This window comes from Lysinibacillus sphaericus (genome assembly GCF_001629735.1).
Taxonomy (GTDB): Bacteria; Bacillota; Bacilli; order Bacillales_A; family Planococcaceae; genus Lysinibacillus; species Lysinibacillus pinottii.
This window is the reverse complement of sequence record NZ_CP015224.1, coordinates 4524329-4546447: the sequence shown is the minus strand read 5'-3', so window position 1 is coordinate 4546447 and position 22119 is coordinate 4524329. Positions and strand designations below refer to the sequence as shown.

The window sequence follows — 22119 nt, the reverse complement described above, 5'->3', positions numbered from 1 at the left end:
CCTCCCTTATTAGGCTTGTGAATCGAAATATGATTTTTTTGCTATGTTATTTGTGCCGAGAACCTCGTTGCTAGAGTAGTTCATTTGCTCTGTACGAGGTCTTACGGCATCTAATGTTAGGTTGACAATTTGAAGTGATTGGAAAACGAGCTTTTGATTTAAGTCATTTTGTTTTCGTAGGTCATTGATAATTTGCAATAAGCGATCGCGAACTACTGATAATGTTGCTTTGTCAGTTTGTTTTTCAGCAGCCTCGATGACGTCCGCAACAGTTGTTTTGTCAGTTGAAGCAAGTCCCTTTGCTTCAAGGTAGTCCGTTACCTGTTTCTGACGCTGTTGTTCGAGCTTATCGATGGCCGCTACGTGTGCCTGCTCATCCTTGAGCAATTGGTCTAGCGCTTCGATATCGCCAGCTTTAATAATTTCTGTTTTTTTACAGGCTAGTTCAAGTAAGCTTTTATGCATTCTCTCTAGCATCGTTAATGTAGAATTAATCGCTTCTACAGACATATTGCTATACACCCTTTCTGCTATACCCTAGAAACGATAATATTTCAGCATATCCTCAGCTACTTTACGAGCATTTACTTTGTATTCTCCAGAATCAATGTCTTTTTTCAGCTGTTGAACACGGTCAGCTCGTTCCGTATTGTAGGTTGAAACGCTTTTCATGTCTTGAGCAGCTTTTGAAATTTCGATTTTATCTGCAAAAGATGCTTTGTTTGTATCGGATTTAACATTGCGCACTTGGTTTTTATAGGCGTTCACTGCATTAATTCCATAAGATGTAATTTTCATCTTGAAACCCCCCGTCTAAAATCTTATCTTACTATTATTTCGGATTGTCTCACATAATGTTAAGTTTTCACATATAAAAAAGTGTGCTAATTTTGTTTAAAATTAACACACCTTCAATTATTAACGTTTTCGATCTGCGTGATATGTGACACGGTCGCGTTGCTCAACACTATCTCGGAATTCCTTAGCCGCTTCAAAAGTACGTAAATCAGCCTTTAATTCATCCTGACATTTAGTGCAAAGCTTGCCCGTTGTCGTTAAATGACCACAGTTATCACATGGGTAGCCTAAGTTAGGGAACATCGCTGGCTGCAAGCGACCTTTACGAACCCATCTATATAGTAGCTCTTCCTCAGCACCCGTTGCCTCTACAATACGCTCCACTGTTGCAGCACGGTTTTCACGTTTACGAAGGAAGCGATATACGATCTGATACAGTTCTTCTTCTGATTGTGCACATTTATGACAAACTTCCCGTACCCCTGTATAATTAAAAAACTCATTACATTTTGGACAATTTCGAACCTCTGCCATCTACTTTTCCTCCTCTAACAAAATATCTTATCTACGCATACTAAACTCATCATCTATTATACATAATACATTGGAAAATTCATCCTTCAATTAATGTGAAGTATTGGACATTTTTCGCACCTGCTTGCATTAAAACTTCTGCAGCATGCTGTAAGGTGGTTCCCGTAGCTTTTATATCGTCAAAAAGAAGGTAATCTTTATGCTCTACATTTGCACGCACTTTTAAGCGAAATAGCGGAGTTGCACGTAAGCGTTGTTCTCTATTTTTGGAGCCTTGTGTCTCTGTTGTTGTCTTTTCGAGCAGCTGAATAAAGGGTATATTTGCTGCCTTTAATAATTCATCGGTATGCGAGAAAGTGCGCTCCTGTTGTTTGATGGGATGCATGGGAATCGGTAGAATAATGGCCTTTTCTTTATTGAAACGAGCATACAGCTCCTGCCGAAATACTTTTGCCAGAGCTATATCTTGTAGGAATTTGAATTGGTGTAAATAGACTTTCATGGCCTCATTATATTGATAGATTGCTGTAACTGACTGTGATTGTTCAAAGCGAGCAGAGCATGATGTACATATAGTTGGAGTAAATTGCTTTGTTAATAGCGTTGTCCAAGAAATTGAGGTTTTTAATAGCTGTGAGCATAATAAGCAATGCGATTCCGTTTTATTCATACGGTAAATCCTTTTTTATTATAAAAAAGGATTTTCGCACATGCCTCATCCATCTCTGTCGTGATGCCATGGTGAAAGTATACGACGTCCCCATTAGGATATTGACTATTTCGTCCAACTCGTCCAGCAATTTGTATCAGTGCATTTGCGGTAAATATCGCGGATTCTGCTCCAATAACTGCCACCTGTACATTACTAATGGTGATACCTCTCTCTAATATGGTGGTCGTTAAAAGTCCGGGTACTTCATTATTTCGGAGCCTCTTTACTTTCTCTTTCCGATCCGGATCTTCTGCGTGCACAGCAAGTATATTTTCATTTACTAGCTGAAAAAGAGGCGCTGCTTTATGCATGAGGGCGATGGTAGGGAAAAATAGTAAAAATGGTTCCTTTCGTTCAAGGCGTTCTACTGTCCATTTTATTAATTTCTTAGGGATTCTTCCTTGATGAAAGCTTTTATTATAACCCCATAAAGCACGAATCTGAGGAACTGGTAATGGATGATTGTGAAAGCGTTTGGAGATGAAGGAATAGCTTTCATGTTGGAAAGCATTGAGTAATTTCTGTGATGGCGTTGCGGTAACAAATACGATAGGTGCCTCTCCCTTTTTGGCCTTTGTTACTGCTCTTTGTAGAGCTTGATCAAAAGTATAAGGAAAAGCATCTGCCTCATCTACGATCATGACATCAAATGCGTTCTCAAATCGGTAGAGCTGATGAGTTGTGGCAATAATAAGCTGGGCATAAGCATTTTGCTTCGTTACACCACCGTATAATGCATGAATAACTGTCTTAGGGAAAACTTGTTGAAAGCGTGGATATAGCTCTAATACTACATCCGTGCGCGGTGTAGCAATACAAACACGTAACCCTTTCTTTAATGCTTCGTGAACAGCAGGAAAGAGCAACTCAGTTTTGCCTGCTCCACATACAGCATGAATAAGATGGGATCGTTTTGCCTGTACACTTTCTCGCATTTCATTTGCTGCCTGCTGTTGGAGCTTAGTCAACTGCCCTGCCCATTTCAGTGTATGCTTTCTCATTTTGATAACTTTAGGGCCTGTCCAAATCATTAACTCTGTACAGCTACTCACCCTACCCATTCTAATACAATGCCGACAATATAAACATTGCTGCTGACATTTTGAACAATCGAATAATGTGAATAAATGTGGGTCTATATTGTGGCAACGATTGCATTTGATAACAGGCATCATTTCAATTCCATCTATTATATGGAAGTAATTTTGCTTAATTGCTCGATCAGTATCTGTAGTTGAAAATGGAGAATGATGTTTTAACCAAATACGTCCTTCATGGAAATCCCGTAAAGCTGGTGGTAACAGCCAACCTTTGTATCTCAAGATGATGTCTCCCTTCATCGAAAAAAGCCTCTACTTTTGCGTAGAGACTTTCATCAATTACATTTATTTTTTTGTCCAACCTAATCCCATTGATCCTTCTCCTAAATGGGTACCTATGACAGGACCAAAATAGCTTAATTTAAAGTTGACGTTTGGGTAAGTTGCAGCTAATTGTTCTAGCCATTCTTGTGCTTCTACAGGGCAATTGCCGTGTATGACCACAGCATCCATGGCATCATATTTTTTAGCATCCTCAGCTAATAATTCCTCTACACGCTTTAAAGCTTTTTTACGTGTTCGGATCTTTTCGAAAGGTACAATCACCTTATCCACAAAATGAAGAACAGGCTTCACCTGTAAAAGGCCCCCTATCAAAGCTGCCGCAGAAGACAAACGCCCACCACGTTGCAAATGTGCTAAGTCGTCTACAATGAAGTAAGCACGAATAGACTGCTGCATGTCCGCCAATGCTGCAAGTATTTCTTTTGCTGAATAGCCCTCTTTCGCCATTTCAGCTGCTCTTAAAACGTAAAAGCCTTGAACAGCACAGGATATTTCACTGTCAAAGGCATAAACATCAATACCTTCCACCATTTCACCTGCCTGCACGGCACCTTGGTATGTTCCACTAATTCCACTCGATAGATGGATGGAAATAACCTCATCGTAATCCTTTGCTAGCTCATCGAAAAGAGCGACAAATTCTCCGATTGGAGGCTGTGTTGTTTTGGGGAATTCTTTGGCACCACGCACCTTATCATAAAATTCAGATGCTGTGATATCTACTTCTTCTGCAAATAATTGACCTGAAATATTAACACTTAAAGGTATCATATGAATATTTAAGTGTGCACGTTCCTCAGCTGTATTATATGCAGTACTATCTGTTACGATTGCCGTCCTCATCTATGTCCACTCTCCTATGATTCATAGTTTACAATCTATTTCATCTTGGTGCAATTGTTGTTGGGCTTCCCACAGATTTTTGAATGAAAACAAAAAAGAAATGAATGTGTTGAAGGACGAACGTATATTTCACGTTTTAGTCATTCGAGCATCGAGCTAGTGGCTAGCTTTCATTTCACATTCATTTCCTATGTATAGTAGGCGTATCTTCACCCAATTCTACGTTGAATGAAGATCGCTCCTCTTAATTGCCTGTACTTGACTGTGAGTCATCACCAATATAAAAGACGCTTGTTACTTTCCAAGCATCATCTTCTTTGACAAAGACCGTTACCTGTCGTCCTGCACTTTCATGCTCGACATTTGTTTCAAGCTGAAGTGAATGCATTTTCATGTTGGCAAATACTTGTGCTTCTTCAGGCGCGTATTTGGCAATCGTTACATTTTCGACATCACGCTTTATATCAAATTGATCGAACACTTCTGTTGCATATGTTTTTTCTTCATCGTATTTAAAACCCTTTGGATTTTTGGAAATCGTTTTCATATAGCGGTCGATTTCTTCCGCATTTAGGGCTGCAATATACTCATCGAAAGAAGCTAAAATAGCTTTTTCATCTGCTGCTGGTACGTTTTCTGCCTTTTCAACATTACCGCCCATCATCTCAAAGCCAACGGTACCATCCTCTATTACCTTTTCTCGATCGTCGTCACTAATCTTCTCTTCTTTATTACCACATGCAGTTAAAGTGAATACAAATAAAATTAAAACTGCTAGAAAACTTTTCTTTAACATCACAAAACCTCCCGCGCATATTGTAGCATATAAATGCTGTCGTAGGAATTTTGTTGTGCTTTTTCAACATTTAGGTGCTACATCTTCCTTATGACGCATTTGACAGTAAAATGTTGCATGATCTGACAGTTTCCATATTTAATGTCTACTAACAGGACAAAAAAGCATTGTTACAAATTTGTGAAAGGCGGTCCATTATCTTCAGATGACCATACAAAAATTTACCAAAAAACAATAAAAAACTGTTTTAAAAACTACTCCCATAAAAAGTAGCTTTTAAAAACAGTTTTAACAATTATCGTACTTCAACCCAACCATTTTTAATGGCTGTTACAACGGCTTGTGTACGGTCATTCACATTCATTTTTTGTAAGATGCTTGATACATGGTTTTTAACTGTTTTTTCAGAGATAAACAGTGTCTCACCAATTGTACGGTTAGATTGACCATCTGTTAATAGTTGTAATACTTCACATTCACGTTTTGTTAGTAAATGGAATGGACGGCGAATTTCCGTTTGGTGGAAGTTCCCTTTATTTTCGTGTTCTGAAAGTCTTTTGAACTCTGCCACTAAATTTTTCGTTACTTTTGGATGTAAGTAAGATCCACCGTTTGCAACGACTTTAATTGCCTCCACGATTTCATCTGCATCCATTTCTTTTAACATATAGCCAAGAGCGCCTGATTTTAATGCATGTGTCACATATGTTTCATCATCATGGATGGACAGCATAATTACCTTCGCATCTGGAAATTCATTAATTAACTCCGATGTTGCTTCTACTCCGTTTTTACCTGGCATGTTAATATCCATCAGTACTACATCTGGTTCGTTTTCAGCGTATAACGTCACCACATCCGTACCATCGTCACCTTCTGCTACTACGTCAAACGTATCTTCAAAATCTAAAATACGTTTTACTCCTTCACGGAATAGCTGGTGATCGTCTACAATAATAATCTTTGTCATTTGTCTTTACCCCCTAAATTTCTGCAACAGTTACTTTACTTCTAACGGAATTTTAAATAACACCGTTGTACCTCGGTTGATTTCACTAGTAATAGTAATTGTACCATTTAAAATTTCAATACGTTCTTTCATTCCTAAAATACCAAAGGAATGGTCTTTCACTACTTGTTGGTCAAAGCCTATACCATCATCTTTAACAACGATATTAACAGCATCTTTTAACCACTCAAGCTTTACCCAAATGTCTTTACATTTTCCATGCTTCATGGCATTTGTTACGCACTCTTGCACAAGTCGGAAAATGGATACTTCATAATTGGAAGGTATACGTTTTTCAGTACTTCTCGATTGGAAATGAATGTCGACACCTGGATTATATTCAGTGACTGTTGATAAATACTTCTTTAATGTCGGAATAATTCCCAAATCATCAAGTGCCATTGGTCGTAGATCATAAATAATACGTCGCACCTCAGATAATGCGTTTCGCACCGTTTTCTTTAAATCAGCAATTTCTGCCAATGCATTTTCTATGCCTTTTTCACGATACGTTCTATCTATTAAATCAGTGCGCATTAGTACATTTGCAAGCATTTGAGCAGGTCCATCATGAATTTCCCTAGACAAACGCTTACGCTCCTCTTCTTGAGCTGCAATAATACGTATCCCAAAATCTTGCTTCATTTTTGCTTGTTCAAGCGCTAAACCAACATTTTTTAAATCTGAAGTTAAGTAATTCAAAACGACATTTACCTGATTGACAATATGATCAGCACGTTCAATCGTATCGAGTAATCCTCTTAATCTTCTCTCTAGATCATCTCTTTTATCCCGTAGCTGTTTTTCTTGCGTTCTAATAACGGAGAGCTTTACTTGAAAATCATGTGCAGTTTCATATGCTTCTCTAACTTGTTCTTCGGTATAATTATCAAAAGCTTTACTTACTAAGACAAGTCTTTGTTTAGCAAGCTGCGTACTTTTTTCCAATGCGTCGCCTTCATCAATTACAATTGATATTTGTTTTCGAACAATTTCTAGCTCTTTTTGCATATCTTCAAAGCTTATACGGCTTTGTTCGCTTATAATAAAGATATCATCTTTCGAGCTCATGATTGTATCTAACATTCGATTAAAAATGTCATCAAGCGACTTTAAATCGAAGGTATCATTTGAAAACATACTATACTCCCCAGTCTAATGTCTTATGATTACTTACTATTTTAATAGACCAAATTCTTATATTCCATAGTCTACACCTATTATAGCATTACCATGCTAAAATTTAATGCTTTTTCTTTACGAAAATTATAGAATAGAACTCTAGTTAAAAGGAGATTGATACGGATGAGAGAAAACTATTTAACAGTAAAAGGATATGGTGAAAGCGAAATTGTTATTTCTAAATCACGCTTTCTCACTTATATAGAACGTGCAGAAACGGAAGAGGATGCAATTTCTTTTATAGAACGTATAAAAAAAATGCATCACAACGCAACTCATAATTGTTCAGCCTATATAATCGGCGAACATGATCACATCCAAAAAGCGAATGATGACGGGGAACCTAGTGGTACGGCTGGCGTCCCTATGTTAGAGGTCTTAAAAAAGCAAGGCCTAAAAGATACGGTCGTCGTCGTGACACGCTATTTTGGAGGTATTAAACTCGGCGGTGGCGGTCTTATACGTGCATACGGAAAAGCAACAACAGAAGGTCTTATTGCTGCGCAAGTAGTGGAACGCAAGCTTCATCATTTCATGAAAGTTGCCATTGACTACACATGGCTCGGGAAAGTCGAAAATGAAGTAAGAGGTTCGTCTTATACGTTAGAGGAAATACGTTATTTGGAGGGTGTCGAAATCATCGTCTCTGTGCCTAAAGAGGAAGAAGAACAGTTTCGAGGTTGGATGACAGAAATCACAAATGGACAAGCATCCATTACATTCGAAGATGCTCAATTTATAGAATTTATTGTCAAATAAATAGTTTTAATTGTCGAAACTAAATATGCATAGTATAATTTTTTTGTTAGGCTATTTTTATGGACCACACGTTTACTTCTTTAGTAATTGAATAAAATTTAGCTTTATCGCATTATTATTCCCAATAATAAGAGGAGAATATATCCAATATGAAAAAAAGATCTGTTAATAAGTTCAAAAAGAGATCTTCTAAAGCTTCCTTAATTATAAAAGTTACACTACTCCTAGTGGCTAGCTTAGTAATTTGTGTTACTGCTTATGGTGTTTACCTTACAAAACAGGTAGAGCATGCGGCAAACTCAGCCCATGAAGTATTAGAAGGTCGGGAAGTATCTAAGCTCCGTGAGGAAAAAGTAGAACCCGTACATGATAATGTTTCTATTTTATTTGTCGGAGTTGATGATAGTGATAATCGTGGACAAGGTTCTGATCATTCACGTTCTGATGCGCTTATTTTAGCAACATTAAATAATAAAACACATACCGTTAAAATGTTAAGTATCCCTCGTGATTCTTACGTTTATATTCCTAAGGTCGGCTATAAAGATAAAATCACTCATGCTCACGCAATGGGTGGGACCCTTACTACGATTGAGACAGTAGAACAATTATTCGATATCCCAATCGACTACTATGTACGAATGAACTTCAATGCCTTCATTGATGTTGTCGATGCATTAGGCGGTGTAGAGGCTGAAGTACCGTATGCCTTACACGAACTTGACGAATTTGATAAGTTTACAATCAATTTACAGCCAGGACTACAGCATTTAAATGGTAGTGAGGCACTCGCTCTTGCAAGAACACGTAAACAGGATAGCGATATCGAACGTGGTAAACGTCAACAGGAAATTCTTTCAGCTATTATTAAAAAAGTAGCTTCTGTAGGTTCCATCACAAAGTATGATGATGTAATCAAGGCACTTGGTGATAATATGAAAACAGATATGACATTTACTGAAATGAAATCGTTCTTATCATACTTATCAAAAGGCGCTCCGCGTATCGACACTTTAACTTTAGAAGGTACAGATGATATGTCTACTGGTATTTATTATTACCAGCTAAATCAGGATTCTGTGGAAGAAACAAAGGAAATATTCAAAAACCATCTTGGCCGAAATGAAGAATCTTCAAGCCTAACTTCAAGTGGTAGCAACAATACAGGAACTGATAGTGCTGCTAGCGATGAAAATTCAGTGGTTGAATAATCAGTTCGTATAACAATAAGACCCTTCAGACCATAGACGAAAATTTTGTCTATGGTCTTTTTATTCTAGCCAACGCCATTTTAGTTTATCTCTCCTTCTCTTTTCCATTCGCCATAACGACCATACGAGCAGATTTTTTGTTGTTCCTTCTTTTCCCTTTAATCTGCTACTTTAAACAGCTCTCCGTTAGTGACAATAACCAACTAACCTCATAATAAAATGTTAGACGCGAAGGAGGAAAAAGCATAACGCCCTATGCATTGTGAAACAACGATTGACCCAATCAAAAGCCTTCAAGAAGTTCTCGCGTCTCTTTCGTATACTTCCCTTATGGATAGATGTCCTCTCTTAAAATTCCAACTCAAAGTAGAGATCATGCAGGAAGCATTTCGACCTAATCTGGAGTTATGGAAATCAAAAAAGACTAAAGACAAACTCAATTTTTTGAGTGCGTCTTTAGTCTTTAGTATGTCACAAAGCTTTATTTACTAAAGCTTCGTACAAAATTCAATAATGGTTTGTAGTTTTTACCAGCTAGCCCGATAATTTCTACAAATATTTCGATAGCTGTTAGAATGACAGCGACAAGTAAAATCGCACCCCATACTTTTGCCATTGAGAAAATAATTGCTGCTAATCCAAACATCACTGCAATTCCGTAAATAATAAGTACAGTTTGACGATGTGTGAAACCCATATCCAGTAAACGATGGTGTAAGTGGGATTTATCTGGATCAGACCATTTCTTCTTCATACGTACACGTCGAACAATCGCAAAGAACGTATCAGAAATCGGAACACCAAGAATAATAATTGGGATGATTAAAGAAACGAACGTAACATTTTTAAACCCAAGTAGCGCTAGTACAGAGATCATAAATCCAAGGAATAGTGCTCCTGTATCACCCATAAAGATTTTGGCTGGGTGGAAGTTATAAAATAAGAAGCCAAGTGAAGCTACAGCTAAAATGGCTGCTATTGCTAATACAAACATATTACTCATAATAAATGCCATGACCGCTAATGTAATCAGCGCTATTGTGGATACACCAGCAGCTAGACCATCTAAGCCATCAATTAAATTAACAGCATTTGTAATCCCAACAATCCAAATGATTGTTAAAGGAATACTTAGTAAACCAAAATCTAATGTACCTAAAAATGGTAGGTTTACCACATCAATTTGAATGCCACCTACAAAAACAATAATGAGAGCAGCACCCAGCTGACCAAGCATTTTTGCTTTCGCAGAAATCTCACGCATATCGTCCACAACGCCTGTCGCTACTATAATACAAGCACCAATAATAATCGCTATTAAATAATCGCTATTGCCATTTTTAGTATGAATTAAATAAGAATATAAAATCGTTACACCAATTATAAATGCAAGGAAAATAGCCAAACCACCAAGTCTTGGCATAATTCGAGCATGTACTTTTCGATAGTTTGGTGCGTCCACTGCACCTATTCTAAATGCTAAACGTTTCACTAATGGAGTTAACAAAATGGATGCAACGAATGCTGCTATTAAAGACACGTAAATCATGTCTCTCCTCCTCAAAAAATAATCTACATTGAAATCCAAATTGATTATAGCACGAACAAGCATTGAAATATACTTTTTCTAAACATTTTCCACGATTTCACAAATATTTTGTACATTTTAGCATTAATAGATTCCTATATAGTCAATTGTAGTCACCATACGTAAAATTTGATAGAATAATGGAGTGTCTAGCATTTAGACAACATTAAAGGAGCGTATATTTCATGTTCTCAATTTTCAAAAGTAACAAAGAGCAAACGAGTGCTCGTCAATTAAAACGCTACTACAAAATAGTAGATCAAATTAATAATCTTGAACAAAAGTATGTTGACAAGTCAGATGCCGAATTACGTGAAATGACTTTTATTTTCAAAAATCAATTAGAACAAGGTGAGCCTATTACATCAATCATCCCAGACGCATTTGCTGTTGTACGCGAAGCCTCAAAGCGTGTATTAGGAATGCGTCATTTTGATGTGCAGCTTATCGGTGGTCTAGTGTTAACAGAAGGTAATATTGCTGAAATGCCTACAGGTGAAGGTAAAACACTAGTGGCATCTCTTCCCTCTTACGTACGTGCATTAGAAGGTAAAGGCGTTCATGTCATCACCGTGAATGATTACCTAGCAAAACGTGACTATGAGCTAGTTGGTCAAATTCATCGTTTTCTTGGCCTAACTGTTGGTTTAAATATTCCAATGATGGAGGCTGATGAGAAAAAAGAAGCCTACAATGCAGATATTACATACGGTGTGGGTACTGAATTTGGTTTCGACTATTTACGTGACAATATGTCCTATAGCTTAGCAGATAAAGTACAGCGTCCTTATCACTTCGCAATTATTGATGAAGTGGATAGTGTATTAATCGACGAAGCTAAAACACCTTTAATTATCGCAGGTAAAATGCCTTCAAATGATGAATTACATCGCATTGCGGCTATGTTAGCTAAACGTTTCAAAAAGGATGAAGACTATGATTTCGATGATGAAACAAAGGCTACATCTCTAACAGATAAAGGTATTGAAAAAATTGAGGCTGCTTTCAATGTTGAAAATCTGTATGATTTAGAACATCAAACACTTTTCCATTATGTCATCCAAGCAGTACGAGCTCATGTCATGTTTAAACGTGATGTGGATTACATTGTGAAAGATGACAAAATCGAGCTTGTGGACATGTTTACAGGCCGTATTTTAGAAGGACGTTCGCTTTCTGACGGTTTACATCAAGCAATTGAAGCCAAAGAAGGCGTCACTATTACAGATGAAAATAAATCACAAGCACAAATTACAATTCAGAACTATTTCCGTATGTATCCGAAGCTTTCTGGGATGACGGGTACAGCGAAAACACAGGAAAAAGAAATTCGTGAAGTATATGGCATGGAAGTTGTACAAATTCCAACGAATCGTCCACGTCAACGTGTCGATCAGCCTGATATTATTTTTAGCACTCAAGAGGCAAAATATAAGTATGTGGCAGCCGAAACTAAAAAGCGCCACGAAAAAGGACAGCCTATCTTAATTGGTACAACATCGATCTTACAGTCTGAGACAGTGGCCGATTATCTAAAAAAGGAAAAATTAACATTCCAATTACTAAATGCAAAAACCGTTGAACAAGAGGTTGAGCTTATTTCGCAGGCAGGTCAAAAAGGGCGTATTACGGTAGCGACAAATATGGCTGGTCGTGGTACGGATATCGTGTTAGGCGATGATGTTCACGAACTTGGTGGTTTATATGTTATTGGTACCGAAAAGCATGAAAGTCGCCGTGTAGACAATCAGCTTCGTGGTCGTTCTGGTCGACAGGGTGACATAGGCGAAAGCCGCTTCATTCTCTCTATTGAAGATGATATGTTCCGACGCTATGCAAAAGAAGAAGTTGAAAAATTCTCTGCCAAGATGGTCGTTGACGAACAGGGCATTATTCAAAATAAAGAGGTTCAGGAGCTAATAGACCGTACACAGCGTATTGTCGAAGGTTCTCAGTATGGCATGCGTGAGTATAACTTAAAGTTAGACGATGTTATTAATGATCAACGTACTGTACTATACGGACTACGAGACAAAATTTTAGCTGGTGAAGACTTAATGGGCGAGCTGAAAAAAATGCTACATGAAACGGTTGACTTCGCTGTACTAGATGCTGCACCGGAGGATGTATCCTCAATAGATTGGGATTATGATCGGATGGAGCATGCACTTAACTCCCTTTTCATCACACCGGTTACAATCGATCGCGAGGTTGGTAAAGTAAAACAAATTTTAGCTGATATTCAGCCTTCTGAACAAGAGCTCCTCAATCATATGGAGAAATTTGCGGAAAATGAAAGAGTAATTGAAGTTCTTCCACAAATTATGCTTAGCTATATCGATAGTGGTTGGGTAAGACATTTAGAGGCAATGACGCATTTAAAAGAAGGAATCGGCTTACGCCATTATCAACAAGAAGACCCAATGCGAATTTACCAACGAGAAGGACTTGAATTGTTCGGTAAAAATTTCCAAGAGCTACGTCGTTCAATTATAATAGAGATTACAGGCTTCATGAAAACAGTCGAGGCACAACAGGAGGAACAATAATGGGTTTATTTTCATTTTTTAAAAAATCGGACAAAGTCGGTCAAGAAAATACGATTGACTCTAAAGACCTGCTAGGAAATGCTACAGCAAATAAAGGTGATCACCGTGATGTTGTAACAAAACTGTCCTTTCATCCAGAATGGGATGTGCCGCAGGAGCAAAAGTACATCTTTAACTTCCTTGCGAATGAGCTAGAACCATTGAAACCGAATCAATTATCGCTATCTTCTATTAGTATTGAAGAGGCTCGCGCTGGAAAATGGCTAGTTCGTGCATTTTTCCGTTCTTCTTTACCACAAGCAATTGAGCTAGGTGAAATTGAACTTTTCATTCTAGATAAAAATGAAGAGCTTATCGCTTCTAAAAAATTCGATTTTAAAGCTTTAGGCACAATTCCGGCAGAAAGTGCTCGTCCATGGGTATTTGAATTTGAAAAATCTACTATTAAAGTAGACGAAGTTCCTGAAGATGGCTGGAAAATTGCCTTTAACCTTGTCTCCCTTCGTGGTCACCAATTAGAGCTAGATCCATCATGGGAAAAGCAATTACCAGCAGCTCAAAAAGAAGAGCTTGAGAAAATCGTCAAAACATTACCAGAACTTGGTGAAACTGAGGTAAACTTTACAGGCCTACAGGCAAAACTAGCAGACAATGGTAATCTAAACGTATCCATCTTTATCCGAAATGGTCACAACAAAGCGATCAATTTAGAGCAATTACCTTTAGAAATTATTGATTCGACAGGTAAGCAAATTGCAAAAGGTTCTTTTAAAATGGACCCAATTCTAACTGTTCAACCGAACTCAACAAAGCCATGGACATTTATCTTCCCAGCAGAGCTTGTTGATGCAGAAGACGCTGATCTTTCTCGTTGGACAGCACGTGTAACGCAATAATACATAAAGCCCCTTCTCAATAAAGAGAAGGGGCTTTATAAGTTCCCACTACACTAGTGATCTCTGCCCTAGCAAAAATCCCTAGTTTTTTATTTCACATTATCAAAACGTTTATAGGCAACTAGTTTAGATGACCAGTATGGATACGTAACATCTGAAATTTCTACACCATCTGTACCTGCATGGACAAATTTATTCTCACCAAGATAAATACCCATATGAGAAATCCCTTCTTTATATGTGTTCTCGAAGAAGACTAAATCACCAGGTACTGGATTTTGTACAGCCGTTGTATTGCCATTAAAATACCCTTCACTACTCGCTCTTCCTATTTTTAAGCCACCTTGATTAAAGGTATAGAAAATAAAGCCACTGCAGTCAAGGCCTACAGGTGTATTTCCACCATATAGATACGGTGTCCCAACCAATGTATTGGCCACTTCTATTGTCTTCTTATAAATAGCTTGTCCATTAGTGGTAGGATCATTTGATGTTACTTTTGGTGGTGTACCCGCATCTGAAGTCACATTATTATGTATTGAATCGCTCTCGGGAATAACTGCGCCTGGAGACATTTTTAACACTTGTCCAATGTAAATTGTGTCTTTCTCCAGCTTATTCCAACTCATAATATCCTTAATGGTCACATTATATTGCTTAGCAATTTTGGATAATGTATCACCCTTCGCTACTGTGTGAGAAGTAGTTGTTGGCTGCTTTACGGTTGTTGATGGAACTGAAGTATTTTTACTATCATTCGTCGCTAGCTTTTGAATTTCAAGCTTTTGAGCCACATAAATCGTATCTTTCGATAGATTATTCCATTTCATAATATCTGTAATCGTTACTTGATGATTTTGGGCGATTTTAGATAAAGTATCGCCTTTTTGTACAGTATATGTTGCAGCCTCTGCAGTTTGTAGTGTTAAAAATGAAGTGGCTAAAGTGCTTAAAACGAGAATTCTCCATTTTTTTGTTTTTTGCATACCAAAGTGCCTCCGTTCGTGCTAGAATATTTCCTTGTGTGTCTATCATACTAGATAATTATATTATGAAAAATCGGAAATACTGACTATTTTTCAAACTTTTTATCAAACTTATAGAAAACGACGAAATCCGACTATATTACAATAGTATATTCATTGCAAGAATTTAGTTCCTATGATAACATACACTTCTGTATTTAAAATTTTTAGAAAGTTTCATCTTTTCAATCTTAAAGGAGTTTTTAACTTATGAAAAACATCATGCATTTCCTCAAAGGAAATTTAGCAGTAGGATTACTACTATTTGCCTTATTCTTGGGTGCTGGGAATATTATTTTTCCACCGTTATTAGGTCAACAAGCAGGTGAAAATATCTCAGTAGCCATGATTGGCTTCCTAATTACAGGTGTCGGTTTACCATTATTAGCTATCGTTGCTGTCGCTAAAGCAGGAGGCGATTTACAACTGCTCGCCAATCGTGTTAGCCCCGCTTTTGGTATACTCTTTACATCTATTGTATATTTAGCAATTGGCCCGTTTTTTGCTGTACCACGAACTGGATCGGTGTCCTATGAAATTGGAATTGCCCCTTTTCTTTCAGAAGGTATGAAGGATCATTGGGCACCTCTTTTCATTACATCTATTTTGTTTTTTACCTTAATCCTTTATTTATCCATTAACCCTTCGAAGCTTGTCGATCGAGTAGGAAAAATCTTAACCCCTGTCCTACTTCTTGTCATTTTATTGCTGGCTGTCAAAAGCTTTCTTTCTCCAATGGGCGAGCCTGGGGAAGCGGTTGGAAACTATATTAGCTCCCCATTTGCTGAAGGATTTGTACAGGGATACTTAACAATGGATGTTCTGAGCGCTCTTGTATTCGGTATCGTTATTTTACAAGCATTACGCGATATGGGCATGACAGATAAGAAAAAGCAAGTCAATACAACTATATTTGCTGGTGTTGTTGCAGCAATTGGTTTATCTTTTGTTTACATCTCACTCGGTCATATCGGTAATACAAGCATTGCTGCCATTGGTACTTCTGCGAATGGTGGAGATATTATTGCAAAATCAGCAGAAGTACTTTTTGGAAGTCTAGGAAGTATTATTTTGTCTGCGACTATTTTACTAGCTTGTATTTCAACAGCTGTAGGTTTACTAACTGCCAACGCACAATTTTTCCATAAACTATTCCCAAAAGTATCCTACAAAACATTCTTAATCGTCTTTACTATTTTTAGTACAGCCATTACAAATGTAGGGCTTTCAACAATTATTAAAGCATCTCTACCTGTGCTGTTAATCATTTATCCAATAGCCATGGTATTGATGGTGCTATCATTAATGGATCACTTCTTTAAAGGTGGACAAATTGTTTATATTTTAGCGTTAATCCCTACCTTCCTTGTCAGCCTATATGATGGATTAAAGCAAATGAAAATCGAAATCACTTCATATGAAAATATTCTTCAAGCCTTGCCATTGTATGAGCAAAACTTAGGATGGCTTGTACCAGCCATTGTTGGTGCATTTATCGGTTTTATTATTTATAAACTATTTAACAATCAAGTCTCGGCTTAATGGACCTGACATTTTTCATGAGAATCTACTTGCTATACAAGGCAAGTAGATTCTTTTTCTATGACATTAAATTCATCCACTATTTCTATCGTTCATGTATAATAAAAACTAGATACTCAATTGTAAAATGTATCCATCCATTAACTAGGAGGACATACATTCCTATTGTGAGTTCTAGAAAAGAGGTGTTCAATGAAAAAATTAATATGGCCGTTCGTATTTATTCTAGGCTTCTTTCTCCTACCACTAACATCTACGCAAGCAGCTAGCCATGAACAATCGTTAGTAAGAGAAGTAAAGGATATTATACAGAATACGTATGTGGGGACGATTAACGGAAACTTAGAAAAGGCTACATCCATCGCAGAAATTATTGATATGCTGGATCCTTACTCCACTTATTTTACAAAACAAGAATTTGAAGATTATATGAATAGCATCAATTTATCATCCATCGGCATCGGTGTTGTGATTGAAGAGCACGAAGATGGTATTCATATTTTACAAGTAATTGAGGGCAGTGGTGCATTTGATGCAGGCTTACAAGCAGGAGATATCATTATTGCAGTAAATGGTGAGTCAATTATTGGTCGTTCTACACAGGAGACCTCTTCTCTCTTAACTGGTCATGAAGGTAGTCAGGTGAAAGTTACACTTAAACATAGTAATGAAACGACGACGACAAAAACCATTACACGAAAAAAATTCACATTACCAAATGTACAATCTAAATTATTGTTTGGGCATGTTGGCTACATTTCACTAGCTTCATTTTCAGAAGATGGTGCACAGCTTGTCAAAAAAGCGTTAGCTGATTTAAAAAAGCGCGGTGCTAAATCGTTTATCTTCGATTTACAAAATAACGGTGGCGGGTATGTTACAACAGCTGAAGAGCTTACAGGTCTATTTCCATCAGCAAAAGTTGCGTATCTATTAGAGGAAGCACATGCCTCTTATACAATACCAGCCGTTAAGCAAAATACGAAGTTTCCAGTAAATACGCGTATTTTAGTCAATCGATACAGCGCTAGTGCTTCTGAAATGCTTTCTGCATCATTAAAAGACCAAAAAGCAGCTATTTTATACGGTGAAACTACTTACGGGAAGGGCGCCATGCAGGGCTTTTATATGCTCCATGACGGAAGCTACTTAAAATTAACTGTAGGCAAATTTACAGGTCCTGCCCAGCAAACCATTCATGAAGTAGGAGTCAAACCCAATATTCAAACAACAACAGCGCCTATTTTCCAGGCACATTTTGATGCCATAAAGGAGCAATACCCTAAATATAAAAAGCTTTCAATTGGGAAGACTAGCATTCAAACAGGAAAAATAACGGTGAAACTACCTACAGCACTTGTTTCACAAATGGATAAGGGGTCTATTCAACTTATTGCTTTAGGGGGCGATGAAGTATTAGCCACTACTAAAGTCGAAGGGCAAACATTAATTGTTACTCCAACGAGTCCTTTATCACTCAATCAGGAATATATGCTACTCATTCATCCGAATAAACAAAGCAAGGGACAAAAAGGTTATTATCAGCACATAAAATTTGAAAATTAAGAAAAATCCTCCCATCAATCTACATTACGACTGATGGGAGGATTTTTGTATGATTTCTTCAGTTTTCCAAAAATATAATTGTACAATATCGTTTGCTAGTTCTGCTGGCAATCTTTTTTGCTCTAGTAAATTGGTTAAAATCAGTCTCTCCATCGATCCAACTAAAGAATCTATTAAAATTTTAATATCTACACGATAACGTTGTAAATCCTTGTCACAATCATGAAGATAAATAAGATGGATTAATTCTTGCGTTAGTTGAGATTTTACTAAAATTGCCTGCTTAGATTCTATAAAACCGATTTTTGATAGCTTCGGATTTTCGATTATGTAGAGAAACAATTTTGACAGTTTTTGTTCTAAAATCGAAATAAATGCTTCTAATCCATTAGCCATACTATCAGAGGATTTACTATTCATCGCTTCAAAAAAGCCACTCTGAAATTGCAAGTTCAAATCATTATAAAGTGCATCTTTACTTTTAAAGTATAAATAAAAAGTAGGCTGTGTTACATTAGCAGCCTTCACAATATCACTAATTTTTGTATGATGATATCCTTTATCAGAAAATAGCTCTATCGCTTTTTCAAGTAATAGTTGTTTGCTTCGTTCACCATTTGAATTAAATTTTCTACCCCTTGCCATACTTTCCACCTTATCTCAGTTTATAGTCGCCCTAATCCCTTAGCATCACTAATAGACACACTATTCTTAATCAAAAGTAACTAAATTTTCATAACATGTGCATTTTTTATTCATGATTATACACCATTGTATTATAATACACCTTTTAAATTTTTACTATAAATGATAGATTTATGATTACACTAAAAAGTGTATATTTTTTATTTAATTTCCAAAATACCTCAATTATCCATACCATAAAATTATATCAACATATTATCAATAGAAGGATTTCACTTATTTCTTTTTTTCTTATAGATTGGGTTTAAATAAACACTCTTTCACCCAATAAATTAGCAAAATTATAGCAATAAACTCCTTCAATAAAGCAGCACTTCCGTTTTAAGACAAAAATTTTAACATAAAACAAAACTATTATTTTGAAAAGTCCTTTTTTTTGAAAAAATATTTTTTATGGCCGTTTTTAAATTCGAAAAATCAATTACGCCAAGAGTTTACCTCCTCAGTCATCTGTTCAAAAAATTTTTTTCTAAAAATCATCCCATTTTACTTTTCGAAAAAAGTGTTATAATCGCCAAGAATTTAAAATTTTCAATTTTGGAGGCATAAAAATGGTACTACGTGATTTTTTCATTTACTTATCAGAAAACAAAGTATTAAATAGCGCTGCACAAAAATATGGTCTAAAAATGGGGGCACAAAGTGTTGTTGCAGGCACTAGCTTACCTGAAGTTGTCCAATCTATTAAAGAATTAAATAAAGCGAATATTTCTTGTACAGTCGACAATCTTGGAGAGTTCGTTTATGAGAAATCAGAAGCAACTGCTGCAAAAAATAATATTTTAGCTGTTGTCCAAGCGATTCACGATGAGCAACTAGATGCTCATATTTCACTTAAACCTTCCCAATTAGGGTTAGATATTGATTACGCATTTTGCTACGAAAACCTAAAAGAAATCGTAGAGCTTGCACATCAATATAATATTTTCGTGAATTTCGATATGGAAAATTATGAACGTTTACACAGCTCTTTTGAATTATTAGAGGAGTTACACAAAGAATTTGATAATGTGGGAACTGTTATTCAAGCTTACTTCTTCGAGTCAGAGGAAAATATTGAGAAGTACAAAAACTTCCGTTTACGTATTGTAAAAGGTGCTTACAAAGAGCCAGAAAGTGTAGCATATCAATCAAAGGGTGATATCGACCGGAACTATTTGAAGCTAATCGAACATCACTTGTTACATGGTAAATTTACTTCTATCGCTACTCATGACCACAATGTTATTAATCATGTGAAGCAATTCGTTAAACAGCATAACGTTCCAAATGATAAGTTTGAATTCCAAATGCTATATGGTTTCCGTAAAGAAATGCAGTTAGACCTTGCACGTGAAGGCTATAATTTCTGCACATACCTACCATTTGGTAACGACTGGTACGGTTACTTTATGCGCCGTCTAGCTGAGCGCCCACAAAACGTAGCACTTGTAACAAAACAAGTGTTTAATAAAAAAACAAACCTAGCAATTGGCTTAGGAGCAGCAGCCTTCGCCCTTGGTCGTCTTTCAAAAAAAGGAAAATAAGACTTAAGGCTAGTGACTATCCAACAGTTCGATAATTCTAGCCGTCACTTTCGGAATTCTATCCGTCAGTTCGACTGCTTTATCCGTCATTCTAAACAAGCTATCAAAAAAAGCGAAAACATTGTTAATCCATGTTTTCGCTTTTTTTATTGAGCTTATAGTTTTTTACGCGATATTGTAAACTTTGTCGTCGAATTCCCAATGCAGCCGCGGTTTTGGAGATATTACCTTGATGAAAGTCTAAAGCCTTGGAAATATAATATTCCTCCACCTCTTTCATGTAGACATCTAATGGTCGAATGTCTTGCTGATTTTTAATGACAAACAAATCACTTGTTGATACTTCATTTTCTGTTTCCTCACATGTACTTTGGATTTTCCATTTAAAATGAACAGGTAGCATATGGGATTCTACGACCGTTTCATTGGTAATCAGAGAGGTAATTTCATCCAGCAATACTTCTAATTCCTTTAAATTACCTGGCCAATCATATTTCAAAAATATCTCTTGAACTTCTTCCGAAAGTCCTTGAATCGTTGAGCCAAAGCTATCACGATGCCTTTTGAAGTAATCATCAATAAATGGCATCATATCTTCTTTTCTTTCACGCAAAGGTGGTACATAAATTGTGATTCCAGAAAATAAGCGGTACAGTTTTTTAGAAAGCTCCTGTTTTTGAATCAAATCTATTGGGTCTTTGCCAACACTAGCAATTAAAACATGCTGATGATTTGGATGATCGTTGAATAGCTCGACAATCTTTTCTTGTGCCTCGAGTGATAAATATTCGATGCGTTCAGCAAAAAAAGTAATTCTCTCTTTTTCAACAATGTATTTTTCAAATTGATTCAACACTGTTTGCTCATCTCGCCGGCAAATTAATGCGATAAACATATCATTTTGCACGTTTAGATCATGATGAATCCCCTCAGCAATCATATCAATTCCAGTACCTGACTCCCCTATTAGCACAACAGGCATTCTGCTCAAGGCGACAATTTTTGCCTTTTCAATGACACCCTTCATAACTTCGGAGACAGCCGTAATAATATCAAATGTTAGCGGTGCACCGTATCTTCTTAATGGCTGATACATCATATATTCAAGCTGCGTAATATCCCGAGCAAACTCTACAGCCCCTACTAAAACACCCTCATAGTGCAACGGATAAATATTGCTTATGTAGGTCACTTCTTGATTTTTTTTATTCCAATACGTTTTTTTCACATGTAGAACTGGCGTTTCAGAACTTAGAACTTTAAAGATATCGCTTTTTTCGATTTCGAAATCAATGATTTCTATTGCTCGCCTCTCCTCATACTCGTCTTCATTCACGCCTTCTAGTTCTCGCATTTTTTTATTGTAAATGAGCAATTTGCCTTCTGTATCCACAACGCAGATTCCCATATCACCTTTTTCAATGACGTATTTATAAATGCTTAGTAATACATTATTATCCATCTTGTCCTCCTGTATTCCATTATGCTTATTC

Annotated in this window: 20 protein-coding genes; 7 read left to right on the top strand and 13 right to left on the bottom strand. The window is 36.7% G+C overall.

Annotated features, from left to right (window positions below; translation table 11 throughout):
* Positions 1-9 precede the first annotated feature (9 nt).
* The 9 genes from A2J09_RS22040 to A2J09_RS22000 form a co-directional block, all read right to left on the bottom strand.
* Positions 10-510, bottom strand: coding sequence for a flagellar protein FlgN (locus A2J09_RS22040; protein WP_012292897.1), 501 nt, complete (start codon positions 508-510; stop codon positions 10-12).
* Positions 511-537: 27 nt separating this feature from the next.
* A complete protein-coding gene (gene flgM, locus A2J09_RS22035; protein WP_012292896.1) occupies positions 538-798 on the bottom strand; it encodes a flagellar biosynthesis anti-sigma factor FlgM in 261 nt (86 codons plus the stop codon).
* Positions 799-918: 120 nt separating this feature from the next.
* Complete coding sequence (locus A2J09_RS22030; protein ID WP_012292895.1) at positions 919-1332, bottom strand: TIGR03826 family flagellar region protein; 414 nt, start codon at positions 1330-1332, stop codon at positions 919-921.
* A gap of 79 nt (positions 1333-1411) precedes the next feature.
* Positions 1412-2002: a ComF family protein gene (locus A2J09_RS22025; RefSeq protein WP_012292894.1), complete on the bottom strand. Its 591-nt coding sequence runs from the start codon at positions 2000-2002 to the stop codon at positions 1412-1414.
* Entirely contained in the window at positions 1999-3384 is a 1386-nt protein-coding gene (locus A2J09_RS22020) for an ATP-dependent helicase ComFA (protein WP_012292893.1), read from the bottom strand. Before A2J09_RS22020 ends, A2J09_RS22025 begins: the two co-directional genes overlap by 4 nt.
* A gap of 45 nt (positions 3385-3429) precedes the next feature.
* The gene (locus tag A2J09_RS22015) at positions 3430-4272 is read right to left on the bottom strand and encodes a DegV family protein (protein WP_012292892.1); all 843 of its coding nucleotides are present in this window, start codon (positions 4270-4272) and stop codon (positions 3430-3432) included.
* Positions 4273-4516: 244 nt separating this feature from the next.
* Positions 4517-5068 carry a DUF3225 domain-containing protein gene (locus A2J09_RS22010; protein WP_012292891.1) on the bottom strand — a complete coding sequence of 184 codons (552 nt, stop codon included), beginning with the start codon at positions 5066-5068 and terminating at the stop codon, positions 4517-4519.
* A 295-nt stretch (positions 5069-5363) separates the two neighbouring features.
* On the bottom strand, positions 5364-6038 hold the full coding sequence (locus A2J09_RS22005) for a response regulator transcription factor (protein WP_008178876.1): 675 nt from the start codon (positions 6036-6038) through the stop codon (positions 5364-5366).
* A 30-nt stretch (positions 6039-6068) separates the two neighbouring features.
* Positions 6069-7217 (bottom strand): sensor histidine kinase, encoded by a 1149-nt coding sequence (locus A2J09_RS22000; protein WP_012292890.1) that lies wholly within the window; start codon positions 7215-7217, stop codon positions 6069-6071.
* Positions 7218-7382: 165 nt separating this feature from the next.
* Between A2J09_RS22000 and A2J09_RS21995 the strand changes: the two genes are divergently transcribed.
* The gene (locus tag A2J09_RS21995) at positions 7383-8018 is read left to right on the top strand and encodes a YigZ family protein (RefSeq protein WP_012292889.1); all 636 of its coding nucleotides are present in this window, start codon (positions 7383-7385) and stop codon (positions 8016-8018) included.
* 149 nt (positions 8019-8167) lie between these two features.
* Entirely contained in the window at positions 8168-9229 is a 1062-nt protein-coding gene (locus A2J09_RS21990; RefSeq protein ID WP_031418683.1) for an LCP family protein, read from the top strand.
* A 481-nt stretch (positions 9230-9710) separates the two neighbouring features.
* Here A2J09_RS21990 and A2J09_RS21980 read toward each other — a convergent pair whose 3' ends face one another.
* Positions 9711-10778 (bottom strand): glycosyltransferase family 4 protein, encoded by a 1068-nt coding sequence (locus A2J09_RS21980; protein ID WP_031418680.1) that lies wholly within the window; start codon positions 10776-10778, stop codon positions 9711-9713.
* Between the two features lie 224 nt (positions 10779-11002).
* Here A2J09_RS21980 and secA2 point away from each other — a divergent pair, with 224 nt between their 5' ends.
* Together secA2 and A2J09_RS21970 are read left to right on the top strand one after the other, a co-directional pair.
* The gene (gene secA2, locus A2J09_RS21975) at positions 11003-13366 is read left to right on the top strand and encodes an accessory Sec system translocase SecA2 (RefSeq protein ID WP_031418679.1); all 2364 of its coding nucleotides are present in this window, start codon (positions 11003-11005) and stop codon (positions 13364-13366) included.
* Positions 13366-14262 carry an accessory Sec system S-layer assembly protein gene (locus A2J09_RS21970; RefSeq protein ID WP_031418678.1) on the top strand — a complete coding sequence of 299 codons (897 nt, stop codon included), beginning with the start codon at positions 13366-13368 and terminating at the stop codon, positions 14260-14262. The genes secA2 and A2J09_RS21970 overlap by 1 nt, the downstream gene beginning before the upstream one ends.
* 89 nt (positions 14263-14351) lie before the next feature.
* Here A2J09_RS21970 and A2J09_RS21965 read toward each other — a convergent pair whose 3' ends face one another.
* Positions 14352-15248 (bottom strand): C40 family peptidase, encoded by an 897-nt coding sequence (locus A2J09_RS21965; RefSeq protein ID WP_012292883.1) that lies wholly within the window; start codon positions 15246-15248, stop codon positions 14352-14354.
* Between the two features lie 249 nt (positions 15249-15497).
* Between A2J09_RS21965 and brnQ the strand changes: the two genes are divergently transcribed.
* Positions 15498-16829, top strand: a complete 1332-nt coding sequence (gene brnQ, locus A2J09_RS21960) for a branched-chain amino acid transport system II carrier protein (protein WP_036160825.1) — start codon at positions 15498-15500, stop codon at positions 16827-16829.
* Positions 16830-17021: 192 nt separating this feature from the next.
* Positions 17022-18395 carry a S41 family peptidase gene (locus A2J09_RS21955; protein ID WP_012292880.1) on the top strand — a complete coding sequence of 458 codons (1374 nt, stop codon included), beginning with the start codon at positions 17022-17024 and terminating at the stop codon, positions 18393-18395.
* Positions 18396-18419: 24 nt separating this feature from the next.
* On the opposite strand, the gene A2J09_RS21950 is transcribed toward A2J09_RS21955, so the two are convergent.
* Positions 18420-19040: a TetR/AcrR family transcriptional regulator gene (locus A2J09_RS21950; protein ID WP_031418674.1), complete on the bottom strand. Its 621-nt coding sequence runs from the start codon at positions 19038-19040 to the stop codon at positions 18420-18422.
* A gap of 611 nt (positions 19041-19651) precedes the next feature.
* On the opposite strand from A2J09_RS21950, the gene A2J09_RS21945 reads away from it, so the two are divergent.
* Positions 19652-20626 (top strand): proline dehydrogenase family protein, encoded by a 975-nt coding sequence (locus A2J09_RS21945; protein WP_012292878.1) that lies wholly within the window; start codon positions 19652-19654, stop codon positions 20624-20626.
* Positions 20627-20750: 124 nt separating this feature from the next.
* Here the strand turns inward: A2J09_RS21945 and A2J09_RS21940 are convergent, their stop codons facing one another.
* Positions 20751-22088, bottom strand: coding sequence for an AAA-type ATPase lid domain-containing protein (locus tag A2J09_RS21940; protein ID WP_012292877.1), 1338 nt, complete (start codon positions 22086-22088; stop codon positions 20751-20753).
* Between the last annotated feature and the right edge of the window lie 31 nt (positions 22089-22119).